Raw genomic sequence first — 13081 nt, forward strand, 5'->3', positions numbered from 1 at the left:
TTGCTCCCGCGCGCCGTGCAAACCGCCGCACGGGAGAGAGGTCGTGTTGAACGGGGCACGGGCGGGGTGCAAATGAAAGGCCGCCATTATCCATGCAAATGCAAACAATTCGCATTTGTCTTTGCAGCAACGCTCCCTTGCCTTCTGGGTGCGCATGGGGGCGGGCAGCGCCTGCCTTGCTGGAGCGCTCAGCGGGGTGCTGCCTTGGCCGCCGTGGCCATCAGCGCCACAAACCGCGCCGCGCCCAGGCCCAGCGGCCGCTCCTTCGACCACACCACATCCACCCACAGGGCGGTGCCGTTGCTCAGGTTCTCAAACGGCATCTCCACCAGCCGCCCGGCCTCGATGCGCGGCTGCACCAGCGCCCGGGGCTGCCAGCCCCAGCCCAGGCCTGCTTCGATCATGCCCAGCGCGGCCAAGTGGTTGTCGGTGCGCCAGTGGTGGCGGGCAAACACAAAACGCGGGTCGGTCTGTGCCAGGTCCCGGCTGGCCACCACGATCTGGCGCGTGGTGGTCAGGTGTTCTTCGCGCAGCATGGCCCGCTCGGGCGGCTCGCCCCGGGCCAGGGCCGAGGCGCGCGCGCCTTGCAATACCGCGTGGTCCGGCGCCATCACCGCCACCAGGGTTTCGGTGCCCACTTCCTGAAACCCCTCGCGCCCGTCGATGCTGGGCCGCTCGAACACCAGCGCCAGCTGCGCGCGGCCGCTGTGCAGCAGCGCCAGCGCATCCACCTGGGGGGCGGTCAGCACCTCCACCTGCAGCAGCGGGTATTCCGACGCCAGCGTGGCCAGCGGGCCCGTCCAGCGGGCGGCCAGCAGCTCGGGGGCGATAGCCAGCGTCAGCCGCTCCTCCAGGCCTTGCGTCAGCGCCAGCGCCTGGGCGTTGAGCTGCTGCAGCTGCCCTGCGAGCAACCGGGCCTGCGGTTCCAGCGCGCGCGCCGCCGCCGTGGGCCGGGGCTCGCGGCCGCTGCGGTCAAACAGCTGCACATCCAGCTCGGCCTCCAGGTGCGCAATCGTCATGCTGACGGCCGACGGCACCCGCGACAGCGACCGCGCGGCGGCCGAAAACGAGCCGTGGTCGAGCGCCGCCAGGAACACCTGCACACTGTCAGAAGAGAAGGCCATGGGCGTGATCTATCAAATAGACTGAAACAAGCTGACTTTATATATCAGCATCAGGCACATAGAGTCGCCCCTATGGACAAGCAACCCACCCTTTTCGGTCTGCAGGGCATCAAGCGCCGAGTGATCTATGTGAGCCTGTATGAGCTGATCGCCATTGCGGCTGCCACGGCAGGGCTGGCTCTGCTCTCGGGCCAGGGCGCGGGCCATTCCAGCGTGGTGGCCGTGGCGGCTTCGGTGATTGCCGTCCTCTGGAACATCGTCTTCAACTGGGCTTTTGAGCGCTGGGAAGCGCGCCAGCCCGTGCGTGGGCGCAGCGTGGCGCGGCGCGTAGCGCATGCCATCGGTTTCGAGGGCGGGTTGGTCTTTACGCTGGTGCCACTGTTTGCCTGGTGGTTTGGCATCAGCCTGTGGCATGCGTTCGTGATGGATCTGGGGCTGATCGGGTTCTTCCTTTGCTACACCTTTGTCTTCAACTGGGTGTTCGACCACCTGTTCGGCCTGCCAGCCTCGGCCATGGCCGCCGCCTGAGGGCCCGACTCTCAGAACCTGTTCAAGATCTTCAAACAGTGTTAACGGGCGCTCGCGAGCCGCCTGGCCCGCCGCCCGCACCCGATAATCCGGCCCATGCATGGGCCGTTCCTTTCTCTGTTGTGGATGTCATCGTGTGCCCTGCTGTGCGCCGTGCTCGCGGGTTGTGCGGGCAACGCGCCCACGCCACGCGGCGAGGTCAAGGGGGCAGCCACAACGCCCGCCGAGCTGGCCCAATCCGACATGAACCGCGTGGCCACGCTGGCCATGCACGAGAACCTGGAGGGCCTGTTCCGCCTGATGGACAAGCTCTACCGCCGCAACCCTGCCGAATGGCGCAAGACCAGCGCCACCAGCCGCGACCACGCCGCCGAGCAGGTGCGCACGGCCATCCTGCAGCGCCAGCCCTGGGCGCCGCTGCAGGGGCGCCGCGACATCGCCGCGATGGGCTTCGCGTTGGCGCCGGAGTTTGCCGGGGACCGCGTGGCGGCCTTCATCCACGCCACGGCCGACATGATCATCACAGCCCATGGCGGCAAGACCGAGTTCTTCTTGCTCGACGGCATCGACGCGCAGCACCTGTACAACGCCGCTCGCAATGTGGAAAGCGCCGTGTGGCTGCTGGCGCAGCGCCGCAACGCCCAGGGCCAGCCGCTACTGCTGGCCGACGAGATCGGCCCCCACGGGCGCAACCTTAGTTTTGAGCGCGAGTTCGGCAAGGTCATTGCGCGGCTCGATCTGCTGGCGGCCCTGACCACCGAAAAGTACCGCCGCGCCGCCATCAGCTATGTGCAGGGCATTGTGGGCGGCACGTTCCTGCAGTTCCTGCCGGTGCGTTAAGAGCGGTTTTACCGCTTCAAGCGCGGAACTGCGGCCAACGTGTGCCGCCGTGCATGAAAGTTCCGGATGGAAACGCGGCGTTACACTTTGGCCAACCCTCCACTTCAAATCGGGACTTCGCCATGCTTCAACGTGTTTTGCTGTGGCTCACTGCGCTCTTGTTGGTCATGGTGGCTGCGACCGCAGCGCATGCCCAAGATGCGGACCTGTCCATCACCAAGACCGATGGCGTGGCCACAGCCGTCCCGGGCGGGTCGGTGACCTACACCATCACCGCCAGCAATGCGGGGCCGGACCCCGCCGTCGGTGCCACGGTTGCGGACACCTTTCCCGCTGTGCTCACCGGCACCTGGACCTGCGTGGGCGCGGGCGGTGGCACCTGCACGGCGGCGGGCAGCGGCAACATCAACGATAGCGTCAACCTGCCCGCGGGCGGCTCGGTGACCTACACGGTGAGCGCCACGATCAATGCGTCTGCGACGGGTACTTTGACCAACACTGCGACGGTGACGTCTGCCGTGACCGACCCCAATCCGGCCAACAACAGTGCCACCGACTCCGACACGCTCACGCCGCAGGCCGATCTGGCCATCACCAAGACCGATGGCGTGACCACGGCCACGCCGGGCGGATCGGTGACCTACACCATCACCGCCAGCAACGCGGGGCCGTCGAATGCATCGGGGGCGACGGTGGCGGACACGTTCCCCGCAGCACTCACCGGCACCTGGACCTGCGTGGGCGCGGGTGGGGGCACCTGCACGGCGGCGGGCAGCGGCAACATCAACGATAGCGTCAACCTGCCCGCGGGCGGCTCGGTGACCTACACGGTGAGCGCCACGATCAATGCGTCTGCGACGGGTACTTTGACCAACACGGCGACGGTGACGTCTGCCGTGACCGACCCCAATCCGGCCAACAACAGCGCCACCGACTCCGACACGCTCACGCCGCAGGCCGATCTGGCCATCACCAAGACCGATGGCGTGACCACGGCCATCCCGGGCGGATCGGTGACCTACACCATCACCGCCAGCAACGCGGGGCCGTCCAATGCATCGGGGGCGACGGTGGCGGACACGTTCCCCGCAGCACTGACCGGTACCTGGACCTGCGTGGGCGCGGGTGGGGGCACCTGCACGGCGGCGGGCAGCGGCAACATCAACGACGTGGTCAACCTGCCAGCGGGTGGATCGGTGACCTATACGGTGAGCGCCACAGTGAGTGCAGCGGCCACCGGAACGCTGGTCAACACCGCGACGGTGACGGCGCCGGGCGGGGTGACCGACCCCAACCCGGGCAACAACAGCGCCACCGACACCGACACCATCGCGTCGCAAGCTGATCTGGCTATTACCAAAACCGATGGCGTGGCCACGGCCAACGCTGGCGGGTCGGTGACCTACACCATCACCGCCAGCAATGCCGGCCCTTCCAACGCCCCTGGCACGACGGTGGCAGACACCCTGCCCGCCGTGCTGACCGGCACCTGGACCTGCGTGGGCGCGGGCGGTGGCACCTGCACGGCGGCGGGCAGCGGCAACATTAACGATGTCGTCAACCTGCCTGCGGGTGGATCGGTGACCTACACCGTCACCGCCACGGTGAGCGCGTCGGCAACGGGGACGCTGGTCAACACCGCGATGGTCGCGGCCCCGGGCGGTGTAACCGACCCCAACCCGGGCAACAACAGCGCCACCGATACCGACACCATCGCGGCAGTGGCCGCGAGCGCGATTCCGTCGTTGTCCGAGTGGGCTTTGTGGCTGATGGCGGGCTTGATGCTGCTGGCCGCATTCCGGGGCCGCCGCCCAGTGCGCTGATCCCGGGCGGGCAACTTACAATCGCCCCTCGGCCCAAGGAGCGTTGCAGCGACTTGCCATGCCCGGTTTGGTGCATGGCGATTCGTCAGGCTTGGGCCCCGCGCACCCCGCCGTACACCGCAACGACGCTCACCTGTTTTTTTGCTGCCCCTGCACAGGTGAGTGAGTCCTATGTCTGCTGTATCCCTGCCCCCCATGAAGCTGTCCGGCCTGGAGCCCGTCTCCATTGGCGAGGGCACCTTGTTCGTCAACATCGGCGAGCGCACCAACGTCACCGGCTCCAAGGCGTTCGCGCGCATGATTTTGAACGGCCAGTACGAAGAAGCCCTGGCCGTGGCGCGCCAGCAGGTGGAGAACGGCGCCCAGGTCATCGACATCAACATGGACGAGGCCATGCTCGACAGCAAGGCCGCCATGGTGCGCTTTCTGCAGCTCATCGCGTCCGAGCCCGACATCGCCCGCGTGCCCATCATGGTGGACAGCTCCAAGTGGGAGGTGATCGAGGCCGGTCTGCGCTGCGTGCAGGGCAAGGGCATCGTCAACTCCATATCCATGAAGGAGGGCGTGGACAAGTTCAAGCACGAGGCGCGCCTGGTGCGCCGCTACGGCGCCGCTGCCGTGGTCATGGCGTTTGACGAAAAAGGCCAGGCCGACACCTACGAGCGCAAGATCGAAATCTGCGAACGCGCCTACCGCATCCTGGTCGATCAAGTGGGCTTCCCGCCCGAGGACATCATCTTCGACCCCAACATCTTTGCCGTGGCCACCGGCATTGAAGAGCACAACAACTACGCCGTCGATTTCATCGAGGCCACGCGCTGGATCAAGCAGAACCTGCCCGGCGCCAAGGTGTCGGGCGGGGTATCGAACGTGTCGTTCAGCTTCCGTGGCAACGACCCGGTGCGCGAAGCCATCCACACCGTGTTTCTGTACCACGCCATCAAGGCCGGCATGGACATGGGCATCGTCAACGCGGGCATGGTGGGCGTGTACGACGACCTGGAGCCCGTGCTGCGCGAGCGCGTGGAAGACGTGGTGCTCAACCGCCGCCCGGATGCTGGTGAGCGCCTGGTCGAGATCGCCGAAACCGCCAAGAGCGGCGCCAAGGACGAAAGCAAGAAGCTCGAATGGCGCGGAACGCCCGAGCACCCCAAGACCGTGGGCGAACGCCTGTCGCACGCGCTGGTGCATGGCATCACCGACTTCATCACCGAAGACACCGAAGAGGCATACCGCGAGATCCTGGCCAAGGGCGGCCGCCCGCTGCACGTGATCGAAGGCCCGCTCATGGACGGCATGAACGTGGTGGGCGATCTGTTTGGTGCGGGCAAGATGTTTTTGCCCCAGGTGGTGAAAAGCGCACGCGTGATGAAGCAGGCCGTGGCCCATCTCATCCCCTACATCGAGGAAGAAAAGCGCCAGGACGAACTTGCCGGGCGCGACGTGCGCAGCAAGGGCAAGATCGTCATCGCCACCGTGAAGGGCGACGTGCACGACATCGGCAAGAACATCGTCACCGTGGTGCTTCAGTGCAATAACTTCGAGGTGGTGAACATGGGCGTGATGGTGCCCTGCCACGAGATTTTGGCGCGCGCCAAGGTGGAGGGCGCCGACATCGTGGGCCTGTCAGGCCTGATCACCCCCAGCCTCGAAGAAATGCAGTACGTGGCGGGCGAGATGCAGAAGGACGAGCACTTCCGCATCAAGAAGATCCCGCTGCTGATCGGCGGCGCCACCACCAGCCGCGTACACACTGCCGTCAAGATCGCGCCGCACTACGAAGGTCCCGTGGTCTATGTGCCCGACGCCTCGCGCAGCGTGAGCGTGGCGCAGAGCCTGCTGGGCGACGGCGTGCAGAACTACGTGGACGAGCTCAACGCGGACTATGACAAGGTCCGCACCCAGCACGCCAACAAAAAGGCCACGCCCCTGTGGCCCCTGGCCAAGATCCGCGCCAACAAGACCCCGGTGGACTGGTCTGCCTACCAGCCCACCGTGCCGCGCGCGCTGGGCCGCCGCGTGTTCAAGAACTTCGACCTGGGCGAGCTGGCCAAGTACATCGACTGGGGTCCGTTCTTCCAGACCTGGGACCTGGCCGGCCCGTACCCCGCCATCCTCACCGACGAGATCGTGGGCGTGGAAGCCACGCGTGTGTTTGCCGATGGGCAGGCCATGCTCAAGAAGATCATCGAAGGCCGGTGGCTCACGGCCAGCGGCGTGATGGGCCTGTACCCGGCCAACAGCGTCAACGACGACGACATTGAGTTCTACACCGACGAGACCCGCACCGAGGTCGCCATGACCTGGTACGGCATGCGCCAGCAGGCCGAAAAGCATGTGATCGACGGCGTAACCCGCCCCAGCCGGTGTCTGGCCGACTTTGTGGCGCCCAAAAGCAGCGGCATTGCCGACTACGCCGGCATGTTCGCCGTGACGGCGGGCTTGGGCATCGAGAAGAAGGAAAAGGCGTTTATCGACCAGCTGGACGACTACTCGGCCATCATGTTCAAGAGCCTGGCCGACCGCCTGGCTGAAGCCTTTGCCGAAGCCTTGCACCACCGCGTGCGCACCGACTTGTGGGGCTATGCCGCAGGCGAGCAGTTGAGCAGCGACGACCTGATTGCCGAAAAGTACCGGGGCATCCGCCCCGCACCCGGCTACCCCGCCTGCCCCGACCACAGCGCCAAGACCGACCTGTTCCGCGTGCTGCAGTGCGAAGAGGTGGGCATGAGCCTGACGGAAAGCCTGGCCATGATGCCCGCCGCCAGCGTGAGCGGTTTTTACATCGGCCACCCCGATGCCGTGTACTTCAACGTCGGCAAGATCGGCGAAGACCAGCTGCACGACATGGCCCAGCGCCGGGGGATGGAGGAGAAGGTGCTGGAGCGGTTGCTGGCGCCGAATCTGTGATGTCGTTGCTGCCGTGGGATGCCTTTGCTATTAATGGTGCGGCAGCTTGCGTTTGTGAATAAACCACCGGAGGCCAATTCGGCTTGATTTGGACGACCTCGTGACCTCGTGTCGCACTGGTTGCCCTCGTCCTTCGTCCCGCCCGTTTCCCCCCGTCCCTTCGGAATGGGCCTGTCCAAGCCAGGGCGTTTCCGCTGAACAGCCCCTCGACAGGCAGGGCGAAAGCTCGGGCTGCCCGATCAAGGCTCCTGGCCAGACTTTCCGCTAAATCGAACGCAGGCTCTGCCCTGAGCCCTTGGTGTGGCCGGGCGGTTCTTCGCTCTGTGGGTAGGTGTTCTTCCCAGCTAGGGTGATTCCTAGCTAGGAATCGCCTGTATATCTATACGAAGGTAAAACCGGTTCAATCACGTTCATCCCTCACGGCTGCATCAAGTGGCAGATGCCCCAAGGGATGGCCTGAGACCCAGTGCCCATCGTGCCCAGGGATGGATCAAAACCGACAGCTCTTCACCATGCAAATCAACACCAACACCAGTACTTGGGCACTTTCTGGCAGTGGCGCGGCTGCAGCGCCTACGGACCGCAGTTTGTCTCAGGAGACGGGCTTTGCCAACGAAAACACCGCGACGGCTGTGCAATCCGGCTTGATGCTAGCGCAGGCCGATACCCTCAACCCCACCGCCAGCAGCAACACCGCGCAAAGCGCCAACTCCACGCCGTTCTGGGGGGCTGGCACCGTGCCTGCGCCCAACGCCTTGACCGCGTTGCGGCATGCCGAGCGCGACCGGACCGATCCATTGCGCCTGGGCGTGAACGAGATTTACCGCGACGCCATTACCCTGGCTGCGGATCGCACGGGCTACCCACGCGCCACGATTGCGGCCGTGATATCTGCAGAAGCGGGCCCGCTGCGCGGCAAGCGCCTGGACGACGCCACCAACCAGCGCTTTTTTGTCGAGCTGCATCCGCAGCTGGACCCCAAAGCCAAGCTGGACAAGGCGGGGGCCGCCGAGTGGAAGGCCCTGCGCCGTGAGCTCTCGGCCACCTGGGACCCGCAGAGCTACAACACCACCAGCAAGGCTGGGGGCTTGACGCAGTTTCTGGAAAGCACCTGGATCGAATCGGCCACCAAGCCGGGCAGCTACGTCAATGAACAGGCCAAGTCCCTGGGGCAGGTGAACGATGCCAACCAGGTGGTGGACCGGGCTGCGCTGCTGGACTTGCGCTTTGACGCCACCACCTCCATCGTGGCTGCGGCTGAGCTGGACAAGGGTTACTTCACCCAACTGAGCGCCCGCACCAACGACGATGGCACCCCTCTGGTGCCTGCCGATCTGCCCGCAGACAAGAAAGCGCAGTACATCTACCTGGTCCACCACGAGGGGGCGAATGGTGCGGCGCAAATCCTCAAAGGCACGCTGACCGATGCGCGCGCTGAAGGCCTGCTGAAAAACCACGTGGCTGATGCCGACAAGCGCCAGGCGATGATCGACGCTCACGACGGCAGTGCAGCCAAGGCTTACACGGCGTACCTGTGGCAGTACATTGAGCAGCGCATAGTGCCCGCCCACTTCCGTTGAAACGCCCGACTTCTGCCATGACTTGTTCCTTGCCCGCTCGACTTCGCTCCCTTGTACGTTTTGGTGCCGTGGCGCGCAGCGTGGCGTGTGCCGGAGCACGAAAAGCGCTGTGGGCCGCGCTGGCACTGGCCCAGCCCGTCTGCTGGTCCCAGGCCCAGGCGCCCGCTCTTGCCGCCAGTTCGACCTTGCCAGCCAGCCGCCTGGCGGCGCAGTGGGAAGGCCCGGCCTTGGTGGGGCAGTTGCAGTTACGACTCATCGTGTTGGATGCTGAACGCGGCGTGGTGGCGGCAGCGCTCACGGTTGGATCGCCGCAGTGCAGCGGCGGTCTGGACAGCCTGGGGCAGTGGCAACGAGGCACCTTGGTGCTCAAGCCCTACCGGCCCGAACCCGACGCTGCCGCTTGCGAGGTCCAGGTGCGGGTGGATGCCGACGGGCGCCGGGCCTGGGTGTCCGAGACGGGTTGCGGTGCCTATCGGGGCGCTGCCTGTGTGTTTGAGGGGCAGTTGCTGGCGCGGTAGGGGGAGCTGCTCGCTGCTGCAGGGGGCATGAAAATGGCGGCTAGCGCTTGCCGGTAAAGCGCAAAAAGCTATCTATTTAATAGCAAATAATTCAAACGCGGTCGTCGTGCGGCGCGCCCGAAAAGGTTGGGGCATCTGACGCGCCGTGCGGCACTTGCTCCCCCTGTGCCCCCGCCGCCATCTCCAGCTGCATCATGATCATGTTGACCAGCGTGTGCACAGTGGGGCGGCCGGTTTCGATGACGTAGTGGGCGGTTTCGCGGTACAGGCCATCGCGCTGGGCGTACAGGTCGCGCAGCTTGTCCATGGGGTTGCCGCCTTGCAGCAGGGGGCGGGTCCGGTCGTGTTTGACGCGCCGGTAGATTTCTTCGGGCGAGGCGCGCAGGTACAGCACGTTGCCAAACTGACGCAGGGTTTCGCGGTTTTCGGGGCGCAGCACGGCGCCGCCGCCGGTGGACAGGACCATGCCACCAGCTTGCCCGGCCACGTCGGCCAGGGCCTGCGACTCCAGGTCGCGAAAGCGGGCTTCGCCCTCGGCCTCAAAGAAGCTGCGGATGGTGGTGCCGATGGTCTGTTCCAGCCGGTGGTCCAGGTCGATGAAGGGCACCCCCGCCCGGTGGGCCAGCTGGCGGCCGATGGTGGATTTGCCGGAGCCGGGCATGCCGACCAGTGCGCAGCGGATCTGCATAGATAGGAAAAAGGATCTGGTTGACGGGCCTGCGAGTGGGGCGCTGGGCCTGCTGCATGTTTACCGAGACTGGACGCCGAGTGTAAGCGCGCGGGCGCCCGCGGGCCTTCGGCGCAGGGCGCCACCAGCAGCCGTTGCGACTGGCGCGGCCCAAGCCAGTGGATGCCGAGCAAGGGCCGCCCTGCTGCGAGGGCATCGTCCCCCCGCCCGCCCCCGCGCAGGGCGAGAGCAGTGGGAAGCGGCGAAGCCGCTCAGGGAGGCCTCTCTCTCACAGTGCAGCGTACACCAGCGCCGGATACAGCTCGCACAGGGTGCGCAGTTGGCCCGGCGCCTGGGTGAGCAGGATGGCGAACAGGTCTTCGGCGGGGTCTACCAAAAAGAAGGTGCCGCCCAGTCCGCTCCAGCTGTAGGTGCCTGCCGAACCGGGGCTGGATGCCAGGCCGGTGGCCTTGCGCACGGCCACGCCCAGGCCAAAGCCGTAGCCTGCGGGCAGGATGTCGCCCACCGGGGGGATGTTGCCCAGGTGGTCGGCGGTCATGAAACCGACGGTGGCGCGGCTGGCCAGGCGAATGGCGTGGCCGTCCGGGCCTTGTACGGTGCCCTGGCCCAGCATCAGCTGCAAAAAGCGTGCGTAGTCGCTGGCGGTGGACACCAGCCCGCCGCCAGCGGATTCAAACGCGGGCGGGGCCGAGACATCGATCAACGCCACCTCGGCCCCGGTCTGCGGGTCGCGCGCGAACGGCTCGGCCAGGTCGGCCAAGCGGTGGGGCAGTACCGAAAACCCGGTGTCGTGCATGCCCAGGGGTTCCAGAATACGGCGTTTCAGAAGGGTGCCCAGGCTCTCGCCTTCGACCACCTCCAGTACCGCACCCAGCACATCGGTGGCGCGGCTGTATTCCCAGCGGCTGCCAGGCTGGTGCACCAGCGGCAGCGGGCCGAGCGCGGCCACCAGCTCGGCATTGCTGTGGCGCCGCGAGCCGACGCGGGCCGCCCGGTATTGGTCGGGCACCGTGCCGGCCTCCCACGCATAGCTCAGCCCGGCAGTGTGGCGCAGCAGGTCGTGCACCGTGGCTTCGCGCTGCACGGGGGCGGTGGTGCCGGTGGCTTCGTCGTACACCCGCTGGCCTGCAAACGCAGGCAGGTAGTGCGAGACGGGGTGCGACAGCAGCAGGCGGCCTTCTTCCATGAGCATCAGCGCCGCCAGCGAGGCGATGGGTTTGGTCATGGAATAGATGCGGAATACGGTGTCGGGCGCCATGGCGGGCGCGCCTGCCCCGGGCCGCTGGGCGCCCACGGCTTCGTGCAGCACCGTGCGCCCTTGGTGGTGCACCAGGGCCACTGCGCCGGGCAGCAGACCCTGGTCGACGTGGGTTTGGAGTGCGGCGCGCAGGTGGGCAAAGGCGTGGGGGTGCATGGGGCGGTGTCTCCGGGTAGATGGATGTCGTCGGCCCTCAGAATATCCGCGCGCGTGGGGGTTGGCAGGTCACCTGGGCAACAGGCAGGGCCACTGTTGCAGGGGGCTATGGGATCGATGTGGGATCGGGCCTACCGCAGTTGCAGCGAAACGCGGGTGGACGCGCGGGGGCTGCCGCCGTAGGCTAGCCGCATATGGCAGCACCCTCCCTGAAGCGCCGCGCACTGCGCCTTGTCAAACCCGTGTGGACCCTGCTCCAGCCTTTCTGGCGCGCCACCACGCTCTGGCTGGACGCCGACGGGCTGCGCATGAGCGCCGCCATGTCGTTCTACGGCATGCTCAGCCTGGCGCCCCTGTTGCTGTTGCTGGTGGGGGTGCTGGGCTGGTGGATGGACCGCAGCTATCTGGAAAGTAATCTCATCGCACAGGTGCAGGCTGTGATGGGGCAGCAGGTGGCCGACGTGGTGCGGCAGGCGATGGCCAGTGCGCAGGCCCCGGCCGAGGGGCGGCTGGCGTCGCTGGTGGGGTTTGTGGTGCTGGTCTCAGGCGCCACCGGGGTGTTTGTCGAGTTGCAGTCGGCGCTGGAGCACCTGTGGCGCGGCGAAGGCCCCCTGCCGCAGCGGGCCGCCTGGTGGCGCATGGCGTCGCTGCGCCTGCGGGGGCTGGCCTACGTGCTGGCGCTGGGTTTTTTGCTGCTGGTGTCGCTGGCGCTGTCCACGCTGATCCACCTGCTGGCGGGCTGGGCGGGCTCGCGCCTGGCGCTGGCGCCGCTGGCACCGGCCATGCAGCTGGTCAATGAAGTGGTGGCCTTTGGATTTGCCGTGGCACTGTTTGTGGGCTTGATGCGCATTGGCGCCGGGTCCAAGCCGCCGCCGCGCTGCATCATGGCTGGGGCCGTGGTGGGCGCCACGCTGTTCACGGTGGGCAAGCAGCTGCTGGCCTGGTACCTGGCCACGGCGGCAGTGGTGTCGGCCTATGGCGCAGCGGGGTCGCTGGTGGTGCTGCTGATGTGGATCTATTTCTCGTCGGCGGTGCTGTTGTTTTCAGCCAGCTGCGCCCGGGCTTTTCAGGAGCTGGGTGCGCTACCTGCAGCGCGGGGGCGTCTGCATGTGCCGCAATAGGCTGGTTCTTAAACAGGTTCTTACGTCCTTTACAGACGCTACGCCCGGATTTCCGGGCTGGCTGGTTACGCTGGCGGCCATTCATCCAGAGCTTTCTGGATCTTTCGGAGAAAAATCATGAGTCTTATCGTTTCGCCTTCCACCCACACTTCCGCCGTTCCTGTGGCGCAGGCTGGCGCCTTTGGCGGCGCGGCCAGCCCTTCCCTCAAGTGGCTGTGGGTCGCTATCGGCGTGCTGGGCGTGAGTGTGGTTGCGCTGGGCACGACCCTGGTGGTGCAGAACGCGGACAAGTCCGCCGCCGACGCGCAACCCTTGGCCATGACGGCGCAGCCTGCGCCAGGAGCGCCAAGAGCTGAGAATTTGCAACAAAAACCGGCGCCAGCGCTTGTTGGCAATAGAAATATTGCTACCAATAATGTGGCAAATCAACCGCCCGCTGCTTCGCAAGGTTATGCCGGGCATCCCCCGCAGCAATACCAGCCACAGCAGCAGCCACCGCTGCGCACTGCCGCACAGGCCCCCCTGTGTGCCACCT

The 13081-nt window shown here is 66.3% G+C and carries 10 protein-coding genes, 1 pseudogene and 1 riboswitch; of the genes and pseudogenes, 8 read left to right on the forward strand and 3 right to left on the reverse strand.

Features of this window, described 5'->3' with window-relative positions; all coding sequences use genetic code 11:
- Nucleotides 1-188: 188 nt before the first annotated feature.
- A complete protein-coding gene (locus NFX52_RS18610) occupies nt 189-1124 on the reverse strand; it encodes a LysR family transcriptional regulator (RefSeq protein ID WP_055398758.1) in 936 nt (311 codons plus the stop codon).
- A 72-nt stretch (nt 1125-1196) separates the two neighbouring features.
- Between NFX52_RS18610 and NFX52_RS18615 the strand changes: the two genes are divergently transcribed.
- From NFX52_RS18615 to NFX52_RS18640, 6 genes are all read left to right on the forward strand, one after another.
- A complete protein-coding gene (locus NFX52_RS18615; RefSeq protein ID WP_055398757.1) occupies nt 1197-1652 on the forward strand; it encodes a PACE efflux transporter in 456 nt (151 codons plus the stop codon).
- Between the two features lie 96 nt (nt 1653-1748).
- Nucleotides 1749-2492, forward strand: a complete 744-nt coding sequence (locus tag NFX52_RS18620) for a hypothetical protein (protein ID WP_055398755.1) — start codon at nt 1749-1751, stop codon at nt 2490-2492.
- A 122-nt stretch (nt 2493-2614) separates the two neighbouring features.
- A complete protein-coding gene (locus NFX52_RS18625) occupies nt 2615-4315 on the forward strand; it encodes an IPTL-CTERM sorting domain-containing protein (protein ID WP_162239770.1) in 1701 nt (566 codons plus the stop codon).
- Nucleotides 4316-4344: 29 nt separating this feature from the next.
- Nucleotides 4345-4453, forward strand: a riboswitch (S-adenosyl-L-homocysteine riboswitch).
- Nucleotides 4454-4486: 33 nt separating this feature from the next.
- The gene (gene metH / locus NFX52_RS18630) at nt 4487-7225 is read left to right on the forward strand and encodes a methionine synthase (protein ID WP_082437472.1); all 2739 of its coding nucleotides are present in this window, start codon (nt 4487-4489) and stop codon (nt 7223-7225) included.
- 512 nt (nt 7226-7737) lie between these two features.
- A complete protein-coding gene (locus NFX52_RS18635; protein WP_156358756.1) occupies nt 7738-8805 on the forward strand; it encodes a hypothetical protein in 1068 nt (355 codons plus the stop codon).
- Between the two features lie 17 nt (nt 8806-8822).
- The gene (locus NFX52_RS18640) at nt 8823-9323 is read left to right on the forward strand and encodes a hypothetical protein (protein WP_156358755.1); all 501 of its coding nucleotides are present in this window, start codon (nt 8823-8825) and stop codon (nt 9321-9323) included.
- 91 nt (nt 9324-9414) lie between these two features.
- Here NFX52_RS18640 and NFX52_RS18645 read toward each other — a convergent pair whose 3' ends face one another.
- Complete coding sequence (locus tag NFX52_RS18645; protein WP_055398746.1) at nt 9415-10011, reverse strand: shikimate kinase; 597 nt, start codon at nt 10009-10011, stop codon at nt 9415-9417.
- Between the two features lie 268 nt (nt 10012-10279).
- On the reverse strand, nt 10280-11425 hold the full coding sequence (locus NFX52_RS18650) for a serine hydrolase domain-containing protein (protein WP_055398744.1): 1146 nt from the start codon (nt 11423-11425) through the stop codon (nt 10280-10282).
- Between the two features lie 194 nt (nt 11426-11619).
- Between NFX52_RS18650 and NFX52_RS18655 the strand changes: the two genes are divergently transcribed.
- Nucleotides 11620-12546, forward strand: coding sequence for a YihY/virulence factor BrkB family protein (locus tag NFX52_RS18655; protein WP_055398742.1), 927 nt, complete (start codon nt 11620-11622; stop codon nt 12544-12546).
- Nucleotides 12547-12663: 117 nt separating this feature from the next.
- A pseudogene (locus tag NFX52_RS18660) lies at nt 12664-13081 on the forward strand (glycine zipper 2TM domain-containing protein); the annotation flags it as partial.

The sequence above is a fragment of the Acidovorax facilis genome, assembly GCF_023913775.1.
GTDB classification, from domain to species: Bacteria; Pseudomonadota; Gammaproteobacteria; order Burkholderiales; family Burkholderiaceae_C; genus Acidovorax; species Acidovorax facilis.

Bases quoted from the DNA above. Each gene is read 5' to 3' on its own strand.
- NFX52_RS18610 (WP_055398758.1), bottom strand. From the start codon at position 1,124: ATGGCCTTCTCTTCTGACAGTGTGCAGGTGTTCCTGGCGGCGCTCGAC.
- NFX52_RS18615 (WP_055398757.1), top strand. From the start codon at position 1,197: ATGGACAAGCAACCCACCCTTTTCGGTCTGCAGGGCATCAAGCGCCGA.
- NFX52_RS18620 (WP_055398755.1), top strand. From the start codon at position 1,749: ATGCATGGGCCGTTCCTTTCTCTGTTGTGGATGTCATCGTGTGCCCTG.
- NFX52_RS18625 (WP_162239770.1), top strand. From the start codon at position 2,615: ATGCTTCAACGTGTTTTGCTGTGGCTCACTGCGCTCTTGTTGGTCATG.
- metH (WP_082437472.1), top strand. From the start codon at position 4,487: ATGTCTGCTGTATCCCTGCCCCCCATGAAGCTGTCCGGCCTGGAGCCC.
- NFX52_RS18635 (WP_156358756.1), top strand. From the start codon at position 7,738: ATGCAAATCAACACCAACACCAGTACTTGGGCACTTTCTGGCAGTGGC.
- NFX52_RS18640 (WP_156358755.1), top strand. From the start codon at position 8,823: ATGACTTGTTCCTTGCCCGCTCGACTTCGCTCCCTTGTACGTTTTGGT.
- NFX52_RS18645 (WP_055398746.1), bottom strand. From the start codon at position 10,011: ATGCAGATCCGCTGCGCACTGGTCGGCATGCCCGGCTCCGGCAAATCC.
- NFX52_RS18650 (WP_055398744.1), bottom strand. From the start codon at position 11,425: ATGCACCCCCACGCCTTTGCCCACCTGCGCGCCGCACTCCAAACCCAC.
- NFX52_RS18655 (WP_055398742.1), top strand. From the start codon at position 11,620: ATGGCAGCACCCTCCCTGAAGCGCCGCGCACTGCGCCTTGTCAAACCC.